This window comes from Arthrobacter sp. BGA-UO-ETr-C19 (genome assembly GCF_059568005.1).
This window is the reverse complement of the sequence record NZ_JCAQPC010000008.1, coordinates 269,621-292,427: the sequence shown is the minus strand read 5'-3', so window position 1 is coordinate 292,427 and position 22,807 is coordinate 269,621. Positions and strand designations below refer to the sequence as shown.

Here is a 22,807-nt window from a genome sequence, read left to right as displayed (position 1 = left end):
CGCATGAGCGGGCTGGTGCTCGGCCTCGGGGACCTCAGCGCCTCCATGCTGCCGCAGGTTGGCGGCAAGGCCGCCAACCTCGGCGAGTTGCTCACTGCCGGCCTCCCGGTGCCAGACGGCTTTTGCCTGACCACGGAGGCCTACGTCCAGGCCGTGGAGCCGCTGGGGCTCGCAGAGGTGCACAGCGCCCTCCAGGACACACCGGCCGATGACCTCGAAGCCCTCGCGGGCCTGGCCGGCAGGGCCCGCAGCCTGATTACCTCGGCAGAACTGCCGACGGCGATCGCCGGGGAAATACTCACGGCTTACAGGGCGCTGGATGGCGTTCCCGTCGCGGTGAGGTCCTCGGCCACGGCCGAGGACCTTCCCTTCGCCAGCTTTGCCGGCCAGCAGGACACCTACCTGAACGTCATAGACGCCGTGGCGCTGCTGGACGCCGTCCGGAAGTGCTGGGCCTCGCTGTGGACTGACCGGGCGGTGGCGTACCGCGCCAGCCGGAACATCGACCCCGCAACGGTGGCCCTCGCCGTCGTCGTCCAACGCATGGTGGACGCCGAGGCGGCGGGGGTGATGTTCACCGCCAACCCGGTCACCGGCAGGCGCCGGGAGGCTGTGATCGACGCCAGCTCCGGGCTTGGCGAGGCGGTCGTGTCGGGCGCCGTCAATCCGGACCACTTCGTGGTGGACACCGCATCCGGGGCCATCCTGCAGCGCCGGCTGGGGGACAAGCGGATGGCTGTCCGGCCGCTGCCGGGGGGAGGCACCGAATATGTGGAGCAGGGCACAGGCCAGGGCGCCCGCGCTGACCAGAGCGCGGGCGCAGGCCCGATTGCACAGAACCAGCCGTGCCTGACCGACGCGCAGATCCGGGAACTCGCGGCCCTGGGGAGCAAGGCCGAAGCCCACTACGGCGCCCCGCAGGACACGGAGTGGGCGCTTGAGCGCGGCGGTAAAGTTTGGCTGACCCAGTCCCGGCCCATCACCACGCTTTACCCGCTGCCGGAGAAGGACCGTCTGGCGGAGGACGAGCCGGAACGGCGCAGCCCGGGAGAGGAATTGCGTGTCTACCTGTGCTTCAGCCTCGCCCAAGGCCTCACCCGGCCGCTGACTCCGATGGGGCTTGCCGCCCTCAGGCGGATCGGTTCGTCGGTTGCCGCCGCCGCCGGCTTTGACGTCCCGGACCCCCGCAGCGGGCCCCCGCCCTACGTCGAAGCCGGGCAGCGCATCTTCATCGACCTGACCGCCGCCGCGCGGAGCACCGTGGGCCGCCGGATCATCCCGAATGTCTTCGACGTCATGGAGGCACGCTCCGCCAAAGTGCTGCGCAGCGTGTTCGACGACCCGCGGCTCTCCATCACCCGCCGCACGCCCTGGGACCTCCTCCGGCACGTGGTCCCCATCGCCGCCCGGGCCCGCGTACCGGAAGCAGCGGTCCGGGCGCTGGTCCGTCCCGAGGCGGCCCTCAAACGCCTGAACCGTTTCACGACGGAGTTCAACGCGACGCTGGAACTGCCCCAGGGTGCTTCCCCGCGCGCGCGGCTTGACCACGCCGAGGCAATACTCTCGCGGCTCTTCCCCAACCTTCCCGCCGTGCTCCCGCTGGCCGGCCTTGGCTTCGCCATGCTCGGGCTCGCCGGGAAACTCCTTGGTGCCGGCAAACTTTTTGGTGCCGGCCTGGACAGTGCCGGGCCGGTTCGAAACATCGACCTTCAGCCCGTGCTCCGCGGCCTGCCCAACAACGTGACAACCGAGATGGACCTCGAGCTGTGGCGGATCGCCACGGCGATCAGGTCCGACGCCGAATCGCTGGCCGTGCTCACCGGAAACCACCCAACGGTGCTGGCGCAGCGCTTCGCCGCGGGCGCCTTGCCGGCCGCGGCCCAAGCCGGCCTGGCAGCATTCCTGGCCCGGTACGGACACCGGGCTGTCGCCGAGATCGACGTCGGCATGCCCCGCTGGCGGGACGACCCCACCCATATCCTTGGCGTGCTCGCCAACTACCTTCGGCTGGAGGACCCGGAACGCGCCCCCGACCGCCAGTTCAGCAAGGCAGCGGCCGAAGCGGACGCACACATCGAGCGGCTGGTGGCCGAGGCCCGTTCGAGGGGGCGCCTGCGCGCGGTGGCTGTCCGGGCGGCGCTGCGGCGGGCGAGGCTCTTCGCCGGGTTGCGGGAACTTCCCAAGTTCCAGATCGTCCTGGCGCTGGCGGAGGTCAGGAAGCAACTGGCCGAAGTCGGCGCCGTGCTGGCGGAACAGAAACGGCTCGCCCGAGCAGACGACATCTTCTTCCTGGACTTTGCCGAAGCGAACCGGGCGCTGGACGGTGCAGACATGCAGGATCTCGTGGCGCAGCGGCAGGGCGCCTATTACCTGGAACTTGAGCGGCGCCACATTCCGCGGATGCTGCTCTCGGACGGAACGGAACCCGAAACGCTGCTTACCGCCGTCGGAACCGCCGATGCCGGGTCACTGTCCGGGAGCCCGGCGTCGGCGGGGACGGTGACGGCACCTGCCCGCGTCATCCTCGACCCCGTGGGCGCCCACCTGGAACCGGGGGAGATCCTCGTGGCGCCGTCCACCGATCCGGGCTGGACACCGCTGTTCCTCACGGCGGGCGGCCTGGTGATGGAGATGGGCGGCCCCAATTCCCACGGCGCGGTGGTCGCCCGGGAGTACGGCATCCCCGCCGTGGTGGGTGTCGCTGACGCGACTTCGCTGCTCAGGACAGGCCAGGAAGTGACGGTCGACGGCGGCGCTGGCACCGTGGTGCCCGGCGCCTAGGGGCCCGGGGCTGCTAAGGGCGTGGGGCTACTAAGCCGGCGCGGCGGCCGAGGCGGCGGCTACTGCCGGTCCTGTGCCGGCTTCCCGCGCCGGATGTGCCGGACCACGAGCCAGGCGACGAAAATGGCCAAGGCTGCATAAACGGCGTAGTTGAGGTAGCGGGAGTACTGCTCCACCATCGCGTACTGCCGGCCCAGCAGTACGCCGAAGCCGATCAGCGCGCCGTTCCAGACGCCGCTGCCCGCGATGGTGAAAATGCTGAAGGTGCCCAGGTGCATCCTTTCGGCGCCCGCAGGCAACGAAATGAGGCTCCGCACACCGGGCAGCAGCCGGCCGAAGAAGACCGCGGACCTGCCGTGGCGGCGGAACCAGGCGTCCGCCCGCTCGAAGTCGTCCCGGTCCACCAGCGGCAGCTTGGACAGCAAACGGATCGAACGCTCCAGCCCCACCTTCGCGCCAAGGAAATACAGCGCAAGGGCGCCCAAGTACGCCCCCAGTGTGCTTGTCACGAAGACCAGCGCCAGGTTCAGGGATCCCTGCCGGGTCAGGAACCCGGCCAGCGGAAGAATCACTTCACTGGGAATCGGCGGGAACACCGTCTCGAGAAAGGTGAAGAGGCCCACACCCCATTCCCCGAGCGAATCGATCGCCTGGGCGGCGAAGCCCACGATGCCTGTCAGTTCATCGGCGGGACTGGATGTGGCACCGGGAATTGGCATCGGCGAAGGCTCCTGGAAGCTGGAAAACGGCGTCCCACCCAGTCTGGCCCACCAGCCGGCACAGGGAAAGCCGGCAGCCCTGCCGGGGGCTGCCACCAGGGAGGCCGAGGCGTACCCTGATGGTATGAGCTGCGACGTCGGAGCGGAGTTGACATGACTGCGATCTGGCTACGGTGGACACCTGCCGTGGCCGTACCTGCTGTGATAGCTGCCGGAGTCCTGGCGGGGTCCCTGCCCGCGAGCGCCCGGGATCCGTTGCCCGAGAAGACACCGGCCCAGGTGCTGGCCATGATCGGACAACACCAGACCAAGTCCTTCTCCGGCACGGTGGAACAGTCCTCCGAACTCGGCCTGCCCGATGTCCCCCAGGTAGGGCCCACCTCGGGTGCAGGCACGGGTTCCCTCGCCGAGCTGCTGACCGGGCCACACAGCTCCCGGGTCTACGTCGACGGGCCAAGCAAAGCCCGCGTCCAGGTTATGGACCGGATGGCCGAGCGCGACGCCGTCCGGCAGGGCAACGAACTGTGGCTGTACAACTCCAAGGACAACACGGCCACGCACGTCACGCTTCCCGCGGCTGCATCGAAGGAATCCCGCAGCCATGACATGCACGCAGGTGTCGCAACGCCGGAGGAACTGGCGGCCAAGATGCTCGACAAGCTGGACGGCAGCACCGAAGTGGCGGTGGCCGGGGACACCGAGGTGGCAGGCAGGACGGCCTACAATCTGGTCCTCACGCCGCGGTCGGACGTGACCCTGGTGGGCTCCGTGGCTGTGGCCGTGGATGGTGAGAACGGCATGCCGCTGAGCGTGGAAGTCCGGGCTCGCGGGCAACAGGAGCCTGCCTTCCGGACCGCGTTCTCCAACCTGACGCTCGGGGCCCCCGACGCGAGCCTCTTCAACTTCTCGCCGCCGCCGGGTGCCTCGGTGAAGGAACTTGCGGTGCCGGCCATGCCCAGCGGCGCAAAGGACCCGGCTGACAGGAATCCGGGCAGCAAAGATCCAGCCGACAGGGATTCAGCCCACAAGGGCATGCGCGGGCACGCCCCGACGGTAACCGGCTCCGGCTGGGAACGGATCGTCGGCATCCCGGCCCCATCCGCTTCCGCCCCGTCCGCGTCCCCTGAGTCCGGAAAGCAATCGGTCGACAGGCTGCTCAATGATCCCCTGCTTCGCCAGGCGACCGTGACTGTTGACGGCGGCCGGGCCATCTCCACCTCACTGGTCAATGTCCTGCTGACCGACGACGGCCGGACGTTCGTTGGTTCCGTGCCCCTGGAGCGGCTCCAGGCCGCCGCTGCCGCGAGGTGACAGCCGCTGGCCGCGGTCCGGGTTCCGCAACTGACGCCTCGGCAGCCGCCGTACCGGAAACGAGCGCGCCCGCTTTCAGGGCAAAAGGTGGCCCGGCCATAGAGACCAAGGGGCTGAGCAAGCGGTTCGGCCACCAGATGGCCGTCAACAACATCGACCTGACCGTACCCCAGGGTTCTGTCTTCGGATTCCTCGGCCCCAACGGTTCCGGCAAGACCACCACCATCCGCATGATGCTGGGCCTCGCCGCCCCGACGGCGGGGGAGGTCAGGGTCCTGGGGCTGGACATGCCGCGGCAGCTGGATGAGGTCCTGCCCAGGGTGGGTGCGCTGGTGGAGGGTCCGGCTTTCTATCCCTTCCTCTCGGGCACGGCAAATCTGCACCGCCTTGATGCAGCGGACCGCCATGCCGTGCCGTCAACCCGCCCCGCGCGGGTGGCTGAAGCGCTGGAACGTGTGGGGCTTTCCCATGCTGCCCGCAAGAAGGTGCGGGCCTACTCGCTCGGAATGAAGCAGCGGTTGGGAATCGCCAATGCGCTGCTGGCAAGGCGCGAATTGCTGGTGCTGGACGAACCCACTAACGGGCTGGATCCGCAGGGCACGCGGGAGGTCCGGCACCTGGTGCGGTCCCTCGCCGCCGACGGTGCCACCGTGTTCGTGTCCAGCCACCTGCTCGCCGAAGTGGAGCAGATCTGCACGCATGCGGCGATCATGAGCGCTGGCCGGCTGGTGGCCCAGGGACCCCTGGCCGAACTCCGCCAGGCGGGAACCGCGCAGCTCCGCCTGCTGACGCCCGACGCCGGGACGGCCTCGGGCGTTTTGGCGCGGTTCGGTTTGTCCCCGGTTGTGGGACACCCCGGCGGCGCGGACGCCGTCATCACGTCGAGCCTGCCCGTTGGCACCGGGTTTCCAGGTCCTGCGGGTCACGCGGCGCCGGCAGGTGAACCCTCCGCAAACGGAGGCGTGGCACCGGAGGCGATCGTGGCTGCCCTCGTGGCGGACGGGGTGCGTGTCCGCGGGTTCACGGTGGAGCGCGGCAGCCTGGAGGACCGCTTCGTGGCTTTGACGGGGGAGGGCTTCGATGTCGCACAGTGACCGGCCGCCGGCGCAGGAACCGGGAGCGTACGAACCGGAAGCGCAGGAACCGGCAGCGCAGCTGCTGACCGTGCAAAACGGCCCGGCGGCCGGTGCCAGGCGCCGGCCGTCCAGCGGTTCGCTGCTCGCCTCGGAGGTGAAGCAGCTGTTCCGCCGCCGCAGGACGCAGGCGATGCTTCTGGCGCTCGCCGCCATCCCGGTGGTGATCGCCGTCGTCGTCCGCGTTTCCTCAGCCGTTCCCCCGGGGAGGGGGCCCGCTTTCCTGGACCGGATCAGCCAGAACGGGCTGTTCGTGGCCGTCACGGCGATGCTGGTTTCCGTTCCGCTGTTCCTTCCGCTGACCATTGGCGTGGTCGCGGGGGACACCATTGCCGGGGAAGCCGGACTGGGCACGTTGCGATACCTGCTGGTGGCACCTGCCGGAAGGGTGCGCCTCCTGCTGGTGAAGTATGCCGGAGCAGCTGTTTTTTGTCTTTCCGCGCCGCTGGCCGTGGCGCTCGCCGGCGCTGGCATCGGTTGGGCTCTCTTCCCTGTGGGACCGGTGGCGCTGCTTTCGGGCGACCTGGTGGAACCGGACGAGGCGCTGGTCAGGATGCTGCTGATCGCCGCATATCAGGCCGTATCCCTGCTGGGGTTGTCGGCCATCGGGCTGTTTCTGTCGACCCTGACCGACGTCCCCGTGGGCGCCATGGCCGCCACGATCGTGCTGTCCGTCGTATCCCAGGTGCTCGACCAGCTGCCCCAGCTGGAGTGGCTGCACCCGTGGCTGTTCACGCACTACTGGTTCGGCTTCGCAGACCTGCTTCGCCAGCCCATCGGCTGGGACTCGTTCGGTGACAACGCGCTGTTGCAGGCGGGCCACATCGCAGTGTTCGGCGCGCTCGCGTACGGCAGGTTCGTGAGCAAGGACGTGCTGTCCTAGGGGTTTCTGCTAGTAGCGCGCGGCGACGGGGTGCAGCTGCATGCCGGCCATCATGCCCAGGTCAGTCACGGTGATGCCCGCGGACGGGTTCAGTGCCTGGACCACCTTGCCGCCGCCCAGGTAGATCGCCACGTGGTAGAAACCGGGGGCCGATCCCCAGACCAGGAGATCACCGGGCTGCGCCTGGGACAGGGGCACGTGGACGGGTGCCTGGGCGAACTGCTCGGCAGCCGTGCGCGGAAGTTGCTTTCCGATGGCTGCGAACGCGTTCTGGACCAGGCCGGAACAGTCGAAGCCGTACGCACCTGTCCCGCCGTACTGGTAGAAGTACGGTGATCCAACCTTGCCCATCGCCACCGAAATGGCCGCCTGGTTCGAACCGCCCGGAGAAGGGGCCGGTTGAACGGGCGCAGGTGCAGGCGCAGGTGCAGGGGCAGGTGCTGGCGCAGGAGCTGGCGCCGGGCGTACTGGCGCCGGGCGTACGGGCGCGGGAGCAGGGCGGACGGGAGCAGGGCGGACCGGCGCCGGAGCCTCAGGCAAAGGGGCTGAAGGAGCCGCCGGAGCGGCCTGTGAAGGAGTGTTTTGGGAAGGAGCGGCTTGGGCCGGCGTCCGGCCCGGCACGGACGCGGACTGTTCCGCCGGGGCTGCATCCCCGTTGCCGGACGCCGCAGCATTCTCAGCCGCTGCCCTGTCTGCGGCCGCCTGGTCTGCGGCGGCACGTTCGGCTGCCGCAGTCACGGCGGCGAGACGGGCCTGCTGGCGCTGGCGCTCCAGCCCGTCCACACGGGCGGATTCGAGCGCTGCGGTGGTGTTCCGCAGCGAGGCAAGCTGCCCCACGAGGACAGTCCGCTGCGCTTTGGCATCCGCCACTGCCCTCACCTGGGCTGCGTTCGCCTGGTCTGCCTCGGCCTTGAGCGTCTCGGCGGTTTTCGCGGCGTCGTCTGCTGCACGGCGGGCGTCGGCGGCAGCAGCGGTGAGTGATTCGGCGGCTGCGGCGGTGGTTTCGGCAGCGGCGAAGGCCCTGCTCCGGCCGGCGGTGAAGGCCTGCAGCGTTGCGGCCTTGGCGAGGACGTCGCCCGAGCCCGTGACCAGGCCGCTCAGCTCCGGATTAAGGCCGCCGTTCCGGTACAGGTCCCCGGCCAGCTGCCCCACGGCCTTCCGGCTCTTGGACTGTTCCTTGTCCGCGGCAGCAGCCCTGGCCGTGGCCACCGCGGCCGCGTCCGACCTCGTGTCCAGCTCCACCAGGGCGTTGCTGTAGGCGTTATTGGCTTCGAGCGTCCGTGCGAACGTGACCTCCTGGTCCGCCGCGGCATCCGCGAGGATGCCCTCAATGTCGGTGACCTTTGCCGCCGTCGCACTTTCACTGGACTTGGCGGCAGCGATGTCCTCCGGGGAGGGGATTTCCGACGCCGGAATGGTCACGGCCGTTGCCGGCGCAACCGCGAATGCCAGGTCAGCTCTCGCAGGTGCTGCGAGGGTTCCAAGGAGAACGACGGCGGTGCACAGGACAGCCGCTGTGCGGCCGGGGCCGGTCAAACTCATTCATAACCTCGCAAGTCAGGCGGGGCGAACGAGTCGGGAGGCGGCACGGAAGTGCCCCTCTGAAGATGCCCAGCCCTCTGAGGTTAGGTGCCAATTTGCCGCTTTGGCAACACTGGTCACATCAATAACATAAACAACACGAGTGTCATTTGGGTGCAGATCCGGCGGGCGTGTCGCGGGGAAAGTTGCTGCACGGCTAGTCCCAGCCGAGTTCGTGAAGCCGCTGGTCATCGATTCCGAAGTGGTGGGCAATCTCGTGGATCACTGTTACCGCGACTTCCTCCACCACGTCCTCGCGCGAGGAGCAGATGTCCAGGATGGGCTGGCGGTAGATGGTGATGCGGTCCGGCAGGGATCCCGCGTCCCACCAGGAGTCGCGCTCGGTCAGGGGCACTCCCTCGTACAGTCCCAGGAGCACTGTGTCCGGGTCCTCGCCGGGCTGGGGGACGTAGTCGTCGTCGATGAATACCGCCACGTTGTCCATGGCCCGCGCCACCTCGGCCGGAAGCTGGTCGAGGGCGTCGCTGACGGCGGCCTCGAAGTCGGCTTCGGACATCTCGAACCCCGACGGGTCGCCGGTTCCGTTCGGCACGATCGGGAGGCCGGGCGGCAGGTTTGCGGGCATATCCAAACTTTAGCGGGATCTCCGCCTGGTCAGCCCGACGCCGAGGAGGCAGATGGCGCCGCCCACGAGTCCCCAGACGGTCGGGATCTCGCTGAGCACCAGCCAGGAGATCAGCACGGTGGTGCCGGGAACCAGATAGGTGGTGGCAGCCAGCTTCCCGGCGTCGATCAGGGACAGCGCGTAGGCCCAGGTGGTGAAGGCGATGGCGGTGGGGAAGATGCCCAGGTAGACCAGGCCAAGGGTGGCCGGCAGCGGCGCCGCCTGCAGCTCCGTCACAAGCTGGCCACCGAAAGGCAGGCAGCAGACCAGACCCACCATGATTCCGAACCACGTGGCCTGCCCGGCCGGAAACTTCCGCAGCACGGGCTTCTGGATGATGACGCTGACGGCGGCGAGTGCAGCGGCGAGGAGGCAAAGCAGCACGCCGGCCACGTCCGCCGTCGAACGCGTCCCCGACCCCAAAGCGATGACCGCGACGCCGCCGAACGCCACGAGGCTGCCAATGATCAGCCAGCGCGGAAATCCCTCCTTGAGGATGATGCCTGCCATTACGGCCACCAGAATGGGGTTCACGTTGATGAGCAGCGCGCTGGTTCCGGCGTCGAGCGAATGCTCCGCGGCGTTGAGCGCCACGTTGTACCCGGCGAACCACATGACGCCGTAGGCGAGGATCGGCCACCACTCGCGGCCCCGAGGCAGCGCCCGCAACTTTGGCAGCACCACCGCGCCGAGCACGACGGCGGCGATCGCCAGCCGCCCCAGCGTCAGGGCTCCGGGGGAGAAACTTGGGCCGACGGCGCGGATGCCCACGAAGGCGGAAGCCCAGAGCACTACTGTCACCACGACGGCGGTGACGCCCAGCGCGTTTACGGAAGAGGCAGGTTTCCCGGAGACGGGATTCTCGGCGGCGGCTCCGTCTGGCGCCGGTCCTCCTGTGGAGAAGCCTTCGGGGGAATGGGGCTGGTGGGGGCTCGTGCCGGCGGTGGATGCCATGGTGCCAATCTAGCCCCGTTCCCCGCGCGGTGGCTGGCGGAAATCGGCCATGTCTAGCCAAGAAAGTGCCATTGTGGCGGGCCCTGAATGGCCTGCCGTTTGGGTGGACTGCGGGCCGATTTTGGATATTCCGGTGAGAGGCTCTATAGTTTTACAGGTCCAGTTCGGAGGAACACGAAAGGACAAGAACGAAAGGCTTCGGCCCTTTATTTTTGCCCTTGTTCAGCCAAATTGAGTCCAGGCCCCCATCGTCTAGCGGCCTAGGACACCGCCCTTTCACGGCGGCGGCACGGGTTCGAATCCCGTTGGGGGTACGCAAGGAAGTGGTCAAAGCAGGCAAAAAAGTCTGGTAGGCTGGAGTCCTTGAAAAAACGCGGTAGCAATACTGCGAAGCAAGAAATAGCAAGGCCCTGTAGCGCAGTTGGTTAGCGCGCCGCCCTGTCACGGCGGAGGTCGCGGGTTCAAGTCCCGTCAGGGTCGCTTTGATTGCCGGAAGAAATTCCGGCCGTCATGGTGACACGTCACCTAGGCTCTGTAGCTCAGTTGGTAGAGCGTTCGACTGAAAATCGAAAGGTCACCGGATCGACGCCGGTCGGAGCCACCAGCTAAAACCCCGCTGTTCCATTAGGAACGGCGGGGTTTTTTCGTTCCCCGGGTTTCGCTGCCCCCGCTTTGCCCTGATTACCCAACTCTGGGTCGCCAACTCTGGTTCTCCAGCCGGACTGGGACCGTCGTGGGGCACTTTGGGGGCGTCGGCGTCGTAACCCATGCCGGCGTCCGGCGTGTCCCGCGTCAAAGCGCCCCGTTTCGGTCGCCACCCCTGCCGCCGCCACCCTGCCGCCACCACTCTGCCGCCGCCACTCTGCCGCCGAACCTCTGCGGGCCACCCTGCCGCCGAACCTCTGTGGGCCAGGTGGCCAGAGGGTGTGAGCTGTCGTGGGGCACTTTGGCGGCGTCGGCGTCGTAATTCACGACGGCGTCCGGCGTGTTCCGCTTCAAAGTGCCCCGTTTCGGTCAAAGAACTCCCGGTCACGGGTGTGATCAACGCCATTGATGACGCCTTTATGAAGACGCGTTTGATTCCACCACTGAAGTGGGGCACGCGCGCGTAAACGAGATGTAAACGCTTGCATCCAGCGGACCACATCGGGAGTACGCGCCGAAAACCGTGTTGAACTCGGCTGACAACGTTGTCTAGCGTTGAGTGTGGGCCGCGAAATGTATGACATTTCCAATTGCCCAGCGCGGGGTCCTACCCAAACCCCGTTTTCCCCCTCGACACAACGGCGTCCTCGATGACGCATGCCGTGTCATTGGGGTCTCCGGAGTTCGGGGGACAAGGGCAGCTGCCCGTCTTCCACGAACGTAACTCCGCGAGAAGAGCAAAAATGCACAAGCACCCCAACACCCCCCGGATGCTGCGGTGGCGCCCCGCCGCCGCAGCTCTGGTGGCAACTGTCGCCGCCACGGCGTTCCTATCCGTGCCCTCGGCGCAGGCAAATGAGCCATCGGATCCGCCATCGAGCACCCAGATGCCGGCACCGACTCCCGGCTTCCCCCTGCCGACACCCCACACCCAGACGGCACACGACCCGGCGTCGGACTTCACCTCAAAGTGGACCCGTGCGGATGCCAAGCAGATCATGGCGCAGAGCGACTCCACGGTTAAGCCGGGCCAGAACTCCATGAGCCCCGATGTCACCATGCCGGAGATCCCCGAGGACTTCCCCGCCATGAACGATGACGTGTGGGTCTGGGACACCTGGTCGCTGACCGACGAGAACGCGAACCAGATCAGCTACAAGGGTTACGACGTGATCTTCTCGCTGGTCGCTGACCGGCACGCAGGCTACGGCTTCGACCAGCGCCACTGGAACGCCCGCATTGGCTACTTCTTCCGCAAGACCAACGCCGACCCGGCCAAGGACAAGTGGAACTACGGCGGACACCTGTTCCTGGACAACACCTCCATCGGCAACACCGAATGGTCCGGCTCCACCCGCCTGATGCAGGGCAACCACGTGAACGTGTTCTACACGGCCACCACGTTCTACGACGTCAAGGAGCGCAACGCAGGCGGCGGCGGCATCGCCCCGGACGCCGTCATCGCCAAGGCGCTCGGCAACATCCACGCGGACAAGAACGGCGTGACCTTCGACGGCTTCCAGCACACCAAGCTGCTCGAACCGGACGGAAAGCTGTACCAGAACAAGGCGCAGAACCCGGGCTTCGCGTTCCGCGACCCCTACACCTTCGCTGACCCGGCCCACCCCGGCAAGACCTACATGGTGTTCGAAGGCAACACCGGCGGCAAGCGCGGCGACTACCGCTGCGAGAACGCGGACCTGGGCTACGCCAAGGGTGACCCCAACGCGGAGAACGTGGATAAGGTCAACAGCACAGGTGCCTACTACCAGACCGCCAACGTTGGCCTGGCAGTTGCAGACAACAAGGACCTGACCAAGTGGCACTTCCTGCCGCCGATTCTGTCCGCCAACTGCGTCAACGACCAGACCGAGCGTCCGCAGATTTTCATCCAGAATGAAAACGGCAAGAACAAGTACTACCTGTTCACCATCAGCCACCAGTTCACCTACGCTGCAGGCATGCGCGGACCCGACGGCGTCTACGGCTTTGTGGGCGACGGCGTCCGCTCCGACTACCAGCCGATGAACAACAGCGGCCTGGCCCTGGGCTCCCCGACGGACCTGAACCTGCCCTCCGAATCCCCGGAGGCCCCGACGCCGAACCAGAACGGCCGTCAGTTCCAGGCCTACTCGCACTACGTGCAGCCTGGCGGCCTGGTCCAGTCCTTCATCGACAACGTGAACGGCGTCCGCGGCGGATCCCTGTCGCCCACCGTGAAGATCAACTTCCGCGATGGCGTGTCCAAGGTTGACCGCAGCTTCGGCCAGAACGGCCTTGGCCCGTTCGGTTACCTGCCCACCAACGTCCACGTTGGCGGCAACGGCCTCTACAAGTAAGCCGTCACTGTTGCAATAAGCAAGAGGCGCCCGGACCTGGTCCGGGCGCCTCCTGCTGCGTCTGCGTCTCTGTACAGTCTGCATCTGTATATACAGTGCGATCCAAGGGCAGGACTGCAAAATGCGCCCGGCCTGTCAACTTGGAAAGACGTACCGCAGCCGGGCTAGACTCGCACGCCGGGGGACGGGGCAGGCGTTCTGCGGCTGCCCAGCCAGGCCGCCCAAGGCGGCAAAACCACTCCAGGAATGGACACCGTGAAACATCTTGCCCGCCCGCTGTACGCCGCCGCCCTCTTTGCCGTAGTGGCACTTAGTGCCTGCTCCGGGCCTGCCTCCGGCAGTGCGCCGTCGGCGTCTGGACCGTCCACGACGGCGGCCGGCAGCGCCGCTCCCACCGCATCCGCCAGCGCGGCGTCCGGTCCCTTTGGCGGCTATGCCTCGGCGGCTGAGGCCTGTGATGCCATCTCCACGCAGGCCACGGGGGCGTCCCTGCTGCCTCTCTCCGCCGCGAAGGGCAAGACGGCGGAACTGGAACAGAAAAAGGCGGAACTGGCCGAGACGGCCCAGCGGGTGCCGGAGGCGCTGAAGGCGGACTTCGCGCGGCTGAACGAGGTGGCCCTGGCCGGGCTCTCCGACCAGAGCGTGTACTCCAACGGCAAGTTCGAAGCAGCCATGGCCCCCGTGACAAGCTGGCTGTCCGCGAACTGCCACTAACCCGCCGGACGCCGCATGGCTCCGCGGGGACGCGGTGCCGCGGGCCCCTGACGTTGTCGTACCTAAGGGATAGGGTTGTGTTCAACAGAAGGGGAGTGCTGATGGAATACCAGAATCCACAATCCGCCGCCGTTCGAGCGGACCCTGCCCTGGTGCCGGCCGCAGCCGGGGGACGGACCGTGATCTCCGAGACGGCCGTGGCCAAAGTCGCCGGGATTGCGGCCCGGGCCGTGCCCGGTGTGTACTCCCTGGGGACCGGCTCCTCCCGTGCGCTCGGAGCCATCAGGGACGCGGTGGGCAGCTCCGATCATGCCGCTGGCGTGCACGCCGAGGTGGGCGAAACCCAGGTGGCAGTCGATATAACCCTGGTGGCGGTCTACGGCGCTCCGCTGCATGCCCTGGCCAACCAGGTGAGGGCCAGCGTTTACTCGGCCGTCGAGAAGCTGGTGGGTCTGCAGGTCATTGAGGTGAACGTCGAGATCAACGATGTCTACATTGCACCCCCGGTGAAGCCGACGGGCGCGCCCGCCGTCGCTGAGCGGGAGGCGGTCCTGTGAGCCCCACTGTCGTCGGAATCGCCGTCGGCGCCTTCGTGGCGTTCATGTCACTACAGTTCGGCCTCTGGGGCTTCCTGATCTCCCTGCTGTTCATGGGAATCGGTGCGCTCCTGGGCCGCGCCGCAGAAGGGAAACTGGACCTGCGCAGCGTCATCGATGCCATCACCGGCCGGCGCTCATCCTCATGAACGGGCAGCCGACATGAGCCAGGCGGCCGAACCAGCGACACCCAGCCGCCAGTACAGTGGCCACAACAGGATCAGCACCCAGGCGCTCACGAGCCTGGCAAAGGCTGCCGCTGCCGACGCCCTGGGCATTCATGCCCATGACGTGCGCGCTGACTGGACGGACGACGGCGGCCTGCTGGCTTTGTCACTCGTGGCCCCTATCCGGATCCCCAGCCTGACCGCCGTACTCCGTGACCCGGGACGCGTCCAGTTATTGGGCGGCTCCATCTGGGACAGGACCGTGCACGCCAAGACCGACATTCTGACCAAGGTCACCGAACTCAGCGGTGCGAGCCTGAGCAGGGTGGATATCCGCATCAGCGGTGCCCACGTCACGGAAGCGGGGAGGGTGCGGTGAGTTCCGTTGTCGAACAGCAGCATGAGGCCGGCGGGGAGCCGGCGCAGGGCGGCCCCGGTGCGGCGCACGCCGCCGGCATCGACATGCGCCGCGTCCTGCACCGCGAGACCCACTCCTCCCGTGCCGTGGCAGCTGTCATCGCCGGTTCCCTCGTCATCGTGCTCTGTCTGTATGCCCTCCTGGAATCCGCGGTGCGCGCCATTGGCCAGCCGCCCTGGCTTATCGATCCGCAGACGGCGGCCGAACGGATGGTGGCACTCCCGTCGGGCGTACCGCCGCTGCTGCTGGGTGCTGCCGGAGCAGTGACCGCCGCAGTAGGTCTCTTCTTTTTCCTGAGCGCGGTCCTGCCCGGGCGCCGGGCCAGGCATCTGCTTGCTGACCGGCGGATCGCCGTGGTGGTCGATGATGAGGTCATCGCCGCGGCACTTGCCCGGAGCGCGCGGCTGGCGGCCAATGTCACGCAGGAACAGGTCATGGTGGTGGTTTCCCGGCGCCAGGTGGTGGTCAATGTCCGCCCCACATCCGGTGTGCCCGTCAGCGAAAACGCCATCCGGCAGGCGGTGGAGGACGAACTGCAGGCCATGGGACCGTCGCCCATGCCCGAGGTGACCATCAATCTGTCGACCTCGGGGGTGGTGGGCGCATGAACGGCACACCCAGGCTTCTCAACCGCATCATTCTCGGCATTCTTGGCTTCAAGCTGCTGGTGATCGGTGTTCTGCTGGTACTGCTGGCGGCTGTCCCTGCCGTCGCGGCGTGGTGGCACTCCTGGTCCAAAAGCGTGTCGGACAACGCCGCAGCAGCCTTTGAGGGCACGCAGTTCCCCGGCCGGCAGGGGAGCTGGCTGTGGATCGTCCTGGTCCTCGCCGTGGTGCTGCTGATCGGCCTCATGGTTGCGTGGATCGCCCAGCAGGGCAAGGGCCGCACCGACCTCCTGCTGGCAGCAGAGGACCCCGGCGGCGTTCCCGGCGACATCCGGATCGGCGGGGGAGTGGCCGAGCAGGCGCTGAAGAACGCCCTGGCCGACCGTCCCGACCTCGCCGGAGCCAGCGTCTCGATCTACGACCTCAAGGGCCAGCCCGCGCTGAAGCTCCGGCTGCACCCGCGGGCGGGTGTGCCGCCGCAGGCCGTCGCCGCCGAAGCGGCCGACCTCGTCGATGCCCTGAGCGCCGTGGTGGGCCAGCGGACGCCTGTCCTGGTGCATATCGCAGCCGGCGCGCGGACCCGGTTCAGCCGCGCTGAGCGGGTCCGCTAGCTCCGCTATTTGGCACTCTGACAGCTGGAACCGGGTCAGTGAGAAGCCGCCACAGAAGCCGCCGGGCTGTTTATCCGGCCACCAGGTAAGCAGCGCTGTTGGGCCCAACCACGGCTTCGTCAGCGCCTGGTTCTTCAGCGCTGGACAGTGCCACCCGGTAGCCGTCGGGGACCGGCGTCGGCTCCGCCCCCGTGTTGGCGACCACGAGGACGTCACGGTTGTGGAAGGCCAGGACGCCCAGTTCGGGATCGTGGTTGTCCGCCCAGCAGAATGTCCCGGATCCCAGCCCGTGGCTCCGGCGTGCGGTGAGCGCGGAGCGGTACAGCTCCAGTGTGGAGCCCTTGACGCCGTCCTGCCGGTCGGCGGCCAAAGCTTCGAAGGATTCGGGCTGGGGCAGCCAGGGCGCGGCCGGGTCCTGCGCAGTGGATGCCGCCGCAAAGCCATACCCCGGCGCTTCGGATTTCCACGGCAGCGGCACCCGGCAGCCGTCGCGCCCGCGCTCGATGCCGTTGGTCCGGAAGAACGTGGGGTCCTGCCGGGCTTCTGCGGGCAGCGTGGTGTGCTCTGGGAGGCCAAGTTCCTCGCCCTGGTAAATGTAGGCGGAACCGGGGAGGGCCAGGGACACCAGCGTGGCGGCCCGGGCACGGGCCAGGCCCAGGGCGGCATCGGGCTGTTCGTCCTCCGCGGCGATGCCCTTCGGGAAGGTGGTGGGGTCCTGCAGGCCGAAGCGGCTCGGGTGGCGCACGGTGTCGTGGTTGCTCAGCACCCACGTGGACGGCGCCCCTACGGATGCGGCCGCTTGGAGGGAGTCCTCGATGGCCACGGCCATCCGCTGGGCATTCCAGCCGGCCAGCAGGAAATCGAAGTTGAAGGCCTGCTGCATCTCGTCCGGGCGGATGTACCGGGCGAGCCGTTCCGCGGGTTCAACCCACGCCTCGGCCACCAGCATGCGGTCGCCGCCGTATCCGGCCAGGACCCGGTTCCAGTCGCGGTAGATGTCATGGACGCCGTCCTGGTCGAAGAACGGCGACGGCGGATACAGCGGCGATACGGGCTCGTGTTCCGTGCCCACGGCGGCACCCAGGCCGGCCCCCTTCTCGGCGGCGCCCGGGCCGGCACCGGCCGGAGAAGCGTGCGCCGTATGGGGCTCAGCGGACTCTCCGTGGGCACCCGGGGGATCCGTCATGTGGGTGGCTTCGGCGGATCCTTCCACCATGGCAGCCACACCTTCCCAGTCCGGAAGTCCGGCCTCCTTCACCATCCCGTGGGCCACATCCACCCGGAAGCCGTCCACGCCCCGGTCCAGCCAGAAGCGGAGCACGGAACGCATCTCCTCCCAGACCTCGGGGTTTTCCCAATTGAGGTCCGGCTGCTTCGTGTCGAACAGGTGCAAGTACCAGTCGCCAGGGGATCCGTCCGCATTCGTGGTCCGCGTCCAGGCCGGTCCGCCGAAGATGGATTTCCAGTTGTTGGGCGCGATGTTGCCGTCGCCGGAGCCGGGAACCTCGTCCTTCCCGGGGCGGAACATGTAGCGCTCCCTGGCGGCCGAGCCGGGTTCCGCAGCAAGGGCCTCCTGGAACCACACATGTTCATCGGACGTGTGGTTGGGCACCAGGTCGACGATCACCTTCAGTCCGCGGCTGTGCGCCTCGTCCAGCATGGCGTCGAAGTCGGCCAGCGTACCGAACGCCGGGTCCACCTGCCGGTAATCGGCGACGTCGTAGCCGCCGTCCGCCTGCGGGGAACGGTAGAACGGCGAGAGCCAGACAGCGTCGACGCCGAGCTGCTGCAGGTAGGGCAGGCGCGCCGTGACGCCGGGCAGGTCACCCATGCCGTCACCGTTCCCATCAGAAAAAGAACGCGGATAAATCTGGTACACGGCCGCGTGGGCCCACCACGCCGCTGTCTCGGATGCCGGCGTGCTGATCGGGCGGTGACTCATAGTTGCCTCTCCGGTAACAATTAGGTGTAAACGCTTGCATATCTTCGGGCAACGTTACTAGTGTGACAGTCACCACATCAACCGCACGATTGATTTCCATGTCACTCAGCGAGGAGTCTCCAGCCAATGAAAACCCCTAAGTTCTTACTCCCGGTTGCCACTGCCGGCGTGCTCGCTCTGACCCTGTCTGCCTGTGGCGGCGGCGGCGGGGGCGGCACCACAGGCGGCGGTGCCGGGGGAGGCGACGCCGCGAACAACCTGGACGGCCGCGGTCCCATCACGTACGTTCAGGGCAAGGACAACAGCAACGTTGTCCGCCCGCTGGTCGCCAAGTGGAACGCCGCCCACCCGAACGAGAAGGTGACGTTCAAGGAGCAGACGGACCAGGCGGACCAGCAGCACGACGACATCGTGCAGCACTTCCAGGCCAAGGATGCCAGCTACGACGTCGTGGACGTTGACGTCGTGTGGACCGCTGAGTTCGCGGCCAAGGGATGGCTCCAGCCGCTGAAGGACAAGATGGCCTTCGACACCAGCGCCATGCTGAAGCCAACCGTGGACAGTGCCACGTACAAGGGAACGCTGTACGCGGCGCCGCAGACCTCCGACGGGGCCCTGCTGTACTACCGCAAGGACCTGGTCCCCACCCCGCCGAAGACGTGGGACGAGATGATGGGCATGTGCTCCATCGCCAAGCAGAACAACATTGGCTGCTACGCCGGGCAGTTCAGCAAGTATGAGGGCCTGACCGTCAACGCTTCGGAGGCCATCAACTCCGCCGGAGGCGCCGTCCTGGATGCCGACGGCAAGCCCAGCCTGAACACCGACCAGGCCAAGGCTGGCCTGGAGAACCTGGCCAAGGCCTACGCGGACGGCAACATCCCGAAGGAAGGCATCACCTTCCAGGAGGAGCAGAGCCGCCAGGCGTTCCAGAGCGGAAAGCTCCTCTTTCTGCGCAACTGGCCTTACGTCTACAACCTGGCGACCACTGAAGGTTCGTCGGCGGTGAAGGACAAGCTGGGCATCGCCCCGATCCCGGGCAAGGACGGCCCTGGTGCCTCCTCGCTGGGCGGCCACAGCATGGCTGTCAGCGTCTACTCAAAGAACAAGGCGACTGCCCTGGACTTCCTGAAGTTCATGACGTCCGAGGAGACCGAGAAGTTCTACGCGACCCAGGGTTCACTGGCTCCGGTGCTGGGCAGCCTCTACACGGACGCCGCCCTAGTGAAGAAGCTCCCGTACCTGCCCGTCCTGAAGACCTCCATCGAGAACGCCAAGCCGCGCCCGGTCACCCCGTTCTACCCGGCGGTTACCAAGGCGATCCAGGAGAACGCGTATTCGGCCATCAAGGGCGAGAAGCCCGTGGACACTGCACTGTCTGACATGCAGAAGTCCATCGAGTCCGCCGGTGCAGGATCGTAGTTCTGCCATGGCAACCGAAGTAGGCCCGACGCCGGTCAAGGCACCGGCGTCGGGCGGCACCCCGATCCACCACGGCCCCAAGGGCGTGGGTGAGGATAACAAGATTCTCAGTCAGGGCAGGTGGGCCTCGTGGCTCCTTGCCCCGACCATCATCGCCCTTGCGATTGTGATCGTGTACCCGATCGTCAGCGCAATCGTGATGTCCTTCCAGAAGGACGCTGGCCTTGACCCTGCCACTGGCCTCTTTACGGCAGGCGGGCCCGCCGGCGTTCAGAACTACGTCAACTGGATAGCCCAGCAGTGCTCGGCCCCGGCCGGCGGAACGGTCGCGTGCCCGCCGGGCACCCTCGGGTCCCAGTTCTGGTCGGCCACGGCAACTACGTTCTTCTTTACCGTGGTCACCGTAGCCTTCGAGACCGTCCTGGGTTTCTGGATGGCAATGATCATGGCCCGCACCTTCAAGGGCCGGAGCATGGTCCGCGCTGCGGTGCTGGTGCCGTGGGCCATCCCCACCGCCGTGACCGCGAAGCTCTGGTTCTTCATCTTCGCCTTCGAAGGCATCGCCAACAAGCTGTTCAACACCTCGATCCTGTGGACCGGCAGCGAATGGCCGGCGAAGTGGGCTGTGGTCATCGCGGATGTCTGGAAGACCACTCCGTTCATGGCCCTGCTGATCCTCGCCGGACTCCAAATGATCCCGGCCGAGGTTTACGAGGCCGCCAAGGTCGACGGCGCCACCGCCTGGCAGCGCTTCCGGCTGATTACGCTGCCGCTGGTGAAGCCGGCCCTGATGGTGGCCATCCTGTTCCGTACCCTGGACGCGCTGCGCATGTTCGACCTCCCGTACATCCTGACCGGCGGCGCGAACAACACCACCACGCTGTCCATCCTGGTGATCAACCAAATCAGACAAGGGTTCAATGCCGCCGCGGCGTTGTCGACCATCACCTTCATCATCATCTTTCTTGTCGCGTTCATCTTTGTCCGGTTCCTCGGCGCAAATGTTGTTGAACAAAGCGGCGCCACTGGTAAGGGGAAGAAATGACCGCCGCGATATCCTCCGCCACAAGCCTGCGCGCGGAGCAGGACCGAGGCCGCCGCAAGGCCCAGAACAGGGAGAAGTGGGCGCAGGGCAGGACCTACATCAGCGCCGCGGTCATCCTGATCTGGTGCCTCGCACCGGCGTACTGGATGGTGGTGACAGCGTTCCGGGAGGTGGGCTTCACCTACGACACCTCGATCCTTCCCACCCATGTCACGCTGGACAACTTCAACACCGCGTTCGACACCTCGTTCGGCAACCGCTTCGGCCAGGCGCTGCTCAACAGCGTCTTCATCGGCGGCGTGGTCACGCTGGTGTCGCTGGTCATCGGTGTTTTCGCGGCGTACGCGCTGGCGCGGCTGAACTTCCGGTTCAAGTACATGGTGCTCGGCTTCATCCTGGGCGCATCCATGTTCCCGGGCGTTGCCCTGATCACCCCGCTGTTCCAGCTGTTCACCAACATCGGCTGGATGGGGAGCTACCAGGCGCTGATCATCCCGAACATTTCGTTCGTCCTGCCGCTGACGGTGTACACCATGACCTCCTTCTTCCGGGAGATGCCATGGGAACTGGAGGAGTCGGCCCGGGTGGACGGATGCACGCAGGGACAGGCCTTCCGCAAGGTCATCATGCCCCTCGCCGCACCGGCCATCTTCACCACGGCGATCCTGGCGTTCATCTCCTCGTGGAATGAATTCCTGATCGCCAGCCAGCTGTCCAGCGATGCAACCCAGCCGGTAACGGTGGCCATCGCCAACTTCGCCGGGGCCCAGCCGAACCAGGTCCCGTACACGGCCATCATGGCTGCCGGCACCATTGTCACCATCCCGCTGGTCATCCTGGTGCTGGTGTTCCAGCGCAAGATTGTGGCCGGCCTGACGGCGGGCGCTGTCAAGTGACGCACGGAGCAGCACCACAGGGCAGGAAACCGGAACCGATCGCGCCCAAGCGCGTCCGCTCCGGCGAGGACTTCGACATCATCATCGGATTCCTTGGCTTCTGGGCCGTGGTGCTGCTCGTCGCCACGGTCTGGATGGAACTGACGGCGCAGCCCGCCGTCTTCTGGGCGCTGGGGCTGCTGGCCACACTGCTGGCACTGTACGGCATGGTGAGGCTGCGCAAGCGACTCCCCGCACGCACGGCCACGCGCCGCAAGTGAGGACAGCGGGACTAAAATGGACACTTGCCGCCGGGAGAACGGCGCGGCGGAAATCTGCATGAGGGCTTAGAGAGGACATCGTGGCGCGCACTACTGAAAGGGCACAGCGCGGTGGCCACTCGGGAGTCAGTATCGAAGACGTGGCCGCGGCCGCGGGTGTTTCCACCGCCACCGTGTCCCGCGCGGTGCGCGGCCTGCCCCGCGTCTCCCCGGCCACCCGGGAAAAAATCCTTGAGGTGGCCGCGGCGCTGGGCTACGTTGCCTCATCCTCGGCGTCCGGCCTTGCCACCGGACGCACCAAGACCATCGGAGTGCTGGCTCCCTTTGTGAGCCGGTGGTTTTTCTCGAAGGCCATTGAGGGCGCGGACCGCGAACTGCACGCCCGGCAGTACAACCTTTCCCTCTTCAACCTCGGTGGCCACGGCAGCCACCGCGAGCGGCTCTTCAGCAAGACCATGGTTTACAAGCAGATCGATGCCCTCCTGGTCCTGTGTATGGCGCTGACCAGGGACGAGCTGGAGCATCTGCAGAAGATCGACATTCCGCTGGTGGTGGTGGGCGGCCACGTGGAGGAATGTGCCTACATCGGCATCGACGACTACGCGGCAGCCTCCACCGCCGTCAAACACCTGATCGAGCTTGGCCACCGGGACATTGCGCTGCTGCACGGCGACGACGAAACGGACCTCAACTTCGATGTTCCCCGCGTCCGCATCCTGGCTTTCCAGGACGTCATGTCAGCCGCGGGCCTGGAAGTCCGTCCCGAGTGGGACGAATGGGGCGACTTTACCGTCCGCAGCGGCCAGGAGGCATTCCGGCGGCTGTGGGCCCAGCCCGGCGCCAAACCCACCGCCATCTTCTGCGCTTCAGATGAAATGGCCATGGGAGTCATCTTCGAAGCGAACCGGGTCGGCGTACGGGTGCCCGAGGAACTGTCCGTCATCGGCATCGACGACCACGATTTTTCCGACGCCATCGGCCTCACCACTGTGGGGCAGCGGCCGGACGAGCAGGCGGAACTTGGCACCAAGATGCTGCTCGACGAACTCCTGGGGATCACCGGTTCGGTGCGGTCCTCCGTCGCACCCCACCGCCTGATTGTCAGACGCACGACGGCGCCGCCCCGGTCCTCCTGACAGCGCACCTGACCTTTGCACAAA

At 67.0% G+C, this 22,807-nt stretch carries 21 protein-coding genes and 3 tRNA genes; 19 read left to right on the top strand and 5 right to left on the bottom strand.

The window, feature by feature from the left end; translation table 11 throughout:
* The first annotated feature begins 3 nt into the window (after nucleotides 1-3).
* Nucleotides 4-2,781, top strand: a complete 2,778-nt coding sequence (locus AC57BR_RS04410) for a PEP/pyruvate-binding domain-containing protein (protein ID WP_496358531.1) — start codon at nucleotides 4-6, stop codon at nucleotides 2,779-2,781.
* A gap of 59 nt (nucleotides 2,782-2,840) precedes the next feature.
* On the opposite strand, the gene AC57BR_RS04405 is transcribed toward AC57BR_RS04410, so the two are convergent.
* Nucleotides 2,841-3,500, bottom strand: a complete 660-nt coding sequence (locus AC57BR_RS04405; protein ID WP_496358530.1) for a DedA family protein — start codon at nucleotides 3,498-3,500, stop codon at nucleotides 2,841-2,843.
* A 153-nt stretch (nucleotides 3,501-3,653) separates the two neighbouring features.
* On the opposite strand from AC57BR_RS04405, the gene AC57BR_RS04400 reads away from it, so the two are divergent.
* From AC57BR_RS04400 to AC57BR_RS04390, 3 genes are all read left to right on the top strand, one after another.
* Complete coding sequence (locus AC57BR_RS04400) at nucleotides 3,654-4,811, top strand: LolA family protein (protein ID WP_496358529.1); 1,158 nt, start codon at nucleotides 3,654-3,656, stop codon at nucleotides 4,809-4,811.
* Nucleotides 4,812-4,948: 137 nt separating this feature from the next.
* Nucleotides 4,949-5,905 carry an ABC transporter ATP-binding protein gene (locus tag AC57BR_RS04395; protein WP_496358554.1) on the top strand — a complete coding sequence of 319 codons (957 nt, stop codon included), beginning with the start codon at nucleotides 4,949-4,951 and terminating at the stop codon, nucleotides 5,903-5,905.
* Nucleotides 5,906-6,077: 172 nt separating this feature from the next.
* Nucleotides 6,078-6,827 (top strand): ABC transporter permease, encoded by a 750-nt coding sequence (locus AC57BR_RS04390; protein WP_496358553.1) that lies wholly within the window; start codon nucleotides 6,078-6,080, stop codon nucleotides 6,825-6,827.
* A 9-nt stretch (nucleotides 6,828-6,836) separates the two neighbouring features.
* On the opposite strand, the gene AC57BR_RS04385 is transcribed toward AC57BR_RS04390, so the two are convergent.
* The 3 genes from AC57BR_RS04385 to AC57BR_RS04375 all read right to left on the bottom strand — a co-directional run bounded on the left by AC57BR_RS04385 (nucleotide 6,837) and on the right by AC57BR_RS04375 (nucleotide 9,987).
* Nucleotides 6,837-8,369 carry a C40 family peptidase gene (locus AC57BR_RS04385; RefSeq protein WP_496358528.1) on the bottom strand — a complete coding sequence of 511 codons (1,533 nt, stop codon included), beginning with the start codon at nucleotides 8,367-8,369 and terminating at the stop codon, nucleotides 6,837-6,839.
* Between the two features lie 196 nt (nucleotides 8,370-8,565).
* Nucleotides 8,566-8,994, bottom strand: coding sequence for a metallopeptidase family protein (locus AC57BR_RS04380; RefSeq protein WP_496358527.1), 429 nt, complete (start codon nucleotides 8,992-8,994; stop codon nucleotides 8,566-8,568).
* 9 nt (nucleotides 8,995-9,003) lie between these two features.
* Complete coding sequence (locus tag AC57BR_RS04375; protein WP_496358526.1) at nucleotides 9,004-9,987, bottom strand: DMT family transporter; 984 nt, start codon at nucleotides 9,985-9,987, stop codon at nucleotides 9,004-9,006.
* A gap of 241 nt (nucleotides 9,988-10,228) precedes the next feature.
* Between AC57BR_RS04375 and AC57BR_RS04370 the strand changes: the two genes are divergently transcribed.
* The 10 genes from AC57BR_RS04370 to AC57BR_RS04325 all read left to right on the top strand — a co-directional run bounded on the left by AC57BR_RS04370 (nucleotide 10,229) and on the right by AC57BR_RS04325 (nucleotide 16,082).
* Nucleotides 10,229-10,301 (top strand) — tRNA-Glu (locus AC57BR_RS04370).
* A 92-nt stretch (nucleotides 10,302-10,393) separates the two neighbouring features.
* Nucleotides 10,394-10,467, top strand: a tRNA-Asp gene (locus AC57BR_RS04365).
* A gap of 48 nt (nucleotides 10,468-10,515) precedes the next feature.
* Nucleotides 10,516-10,591: transfer RNA gene (locus tag AC57BR_RS04360), tRNA-Phe, on the top strand.
* A 784-nt stretch (nucleotides 10,592-11,375) separates the two neighbouring features.
* A complete protein-coding gene (locus AC57BR_RS04355; protein ID WP_496358525.1) occupies nucleotides 11,376-12,971 on the top strand; it encodes a glycoside hydrolase family 68 protein in 1,596 nt (531 codons plus the stop codon).
* Nucleotides 12,972-13,217: 246 nt separating this feature from the next.
* Nucleotides 13,218-13,685, top strand: a complete 468-nt coding sequence (locus tag AC57BR_RS04350; RefSeq protein ID WP_496358524.1) for a hypothetical protein — start codon at nucleotides 13,218-13,220, stop codon at nucleotides 13,683-13,685.
* A 101-nt stretch (nucleotides 13,686-13,786) separates the two neighbouring features.
* On the top strand, nucleotides 13,787-14,242 hold the full coding sequence (locus tag AC57BR_RS04345; RefSeq protein ID WP_496358523.1) for an Asp23/Gls24 family envelope stress response protein: 456 nt from the start codon (nucleotides 13,787-13,789) through the stop codon (nucleotides 14,240-14,242).
* Nucleotides 14,239-14,430: a DUF2273 domain-containing protein gene (locus AC57BR_RS04340; RefSeq protein ID WP_306920600.1), complete on the top strand. Its 192-nt coding sequence runs from the start codon at nucleotides 14,239-14,241 to the stop codon at nucleotides 14,428-14,430. The genes AC57BR_RS04345 and AC57BR_RS04340 overlap by 4 nt, the downstream gene beginning before the upstream one ends.
* A 13-nt stretch (nucleotides 14,431-14,443) precedes the next feature.
* Nucleotides 14,444-14,827, top strand: coding sequence for a hypothetical protein (locus AC57BR_RS04335; RefSeq protein WP_496358522.1), 384 nt, complete (start codon nucleotides 14,444-14,446; stop codon nucleotides 14,825-14,827).
* Nucleotides 14,824-15,474, top strand: coding sequence for a hypothetical protein (locus AC57BR_RS04330; RefSeq protein WP_496358521.1), 651 nt, complete (start codon nucleotides 14,824-14,826; stop codon nucleotides 15,472-15,474). Before AC57BR_RS04335 ends, AC57BR_RS04330 begins: the two co-directional genes overlap by 4 nt.
* Nucleotides 15,471-16,082 (top strand): hypothetical protein, encoded by a 612-nt coding sequence (locus AC57BR_RS04325; protein ID WP_496358520.1) that lies wholly within the window; start codon nucleotides 15,471-15,473, stop codon nucleotides 16,080-16,082. The genes AC57BR_RS04330 and AC57BR_RS04325 overlap by 4 nt, the downstream gene beginning before the upstream one ends.
* A 70-nt stretch (nucleotides 16,083-16,152) precedes the next feature.
* Here AC57BR_RS04325 and AC57BR_RS04320 read toward each other — a convergent pair whose 3' ends face one another.
* Nucleotides 16,153-18,024, bottom strand: coding sequence for a glycoside hydrolase family 13 protein (locus AC57BR_RS04320; protein ID WP_496358519.1), 1,872 nt, complete (start codon nucleotides 18,022-18,024; stop codon nucleotides 16,153-16,155).
* Nucleotides 18,025-18,150: 126 nt separating this feature from the next.
* Between AC57BR_RS04320 and AC57BR_RS04315 the strand changes: the two genes are divergently transcribed.
* The 5 genes from AC57BR_RS04315 (at nucleotide 18,151) to AC57BR_RS04295 (ending at nucleotide 22,783) form a co-directional block, all read left to right on the top strand.
* On the top strand, nucleotides 18,151-19,446 hold the full coding sequence (locus AC57BR_RS04315) for an ABC transporter substrate-binding protein (RefSeq protein ID WP_496358518.1): 1,296 nt from the start codon (nucleotides 18,151-18,153) through the stop codon (nucleotides 19,444-19,446).
* 7 nt (nucleotides 19,447-19,453) lie between these two features.
* Complete coding sequence (locus AC57BR_RS04310) at nucleotides 19,454-20,491, top strand: carbohydrate ABC transporter permease (protein ID WP_496358516.1); 1,038 nt, start codon at nucleotides 19,454-19,456, stop codon at nucleotides 20,489-20,491.
* Nucleotides 20,488-21,387: a carbohydrate ABC transporter permease gene (locus AC57BR_RS04305; RefSeq protein WP_496358515.1), complete on the top strand. Its 900-nt coding sequence runs from the start codon at nucleotides 20,488-20,490 to the stop codon at nucleotides 21,385-21,387. The genes AC57BR_RS04310 and AC57BR_RS04305 overlap by 4 nt, the downstream gene beginning before the upstream one ends.
* Nucleotides 21,384-21,647, top strand: coding sequence for a hypothetical protein (locus AC57BR_RS04300; RefSeq protein ID WP_003799109.1), 264 nt, complete (start codon nucleotides 21,384-21,386; stop codon nucleotides 21,645-21,647). The genes AC57BR_RS04305 and AC57BR_RS04300 overlap by 4 nt, the downstream gene beginning before the upstream one ends.
* 80 nt (nucleotides 21,648-21,727) lie before the next feature.
* The gene (locus AC57BR_RS04295; RefSeq protein WP_307099436.1) at nucleotides 21,728-22,783 is read left to right on the top strand and encodes a LacI family DNA-binding transcriptional regulator; all 1,056 of its coding nucleotides are present in this window, start codon (nucleotides 21,728-21,730) and stop codon (nucleotides 22,781-22,783) included.
* Nucleotides 22,784-22,807: the final 24 nt, after the last annotated feature.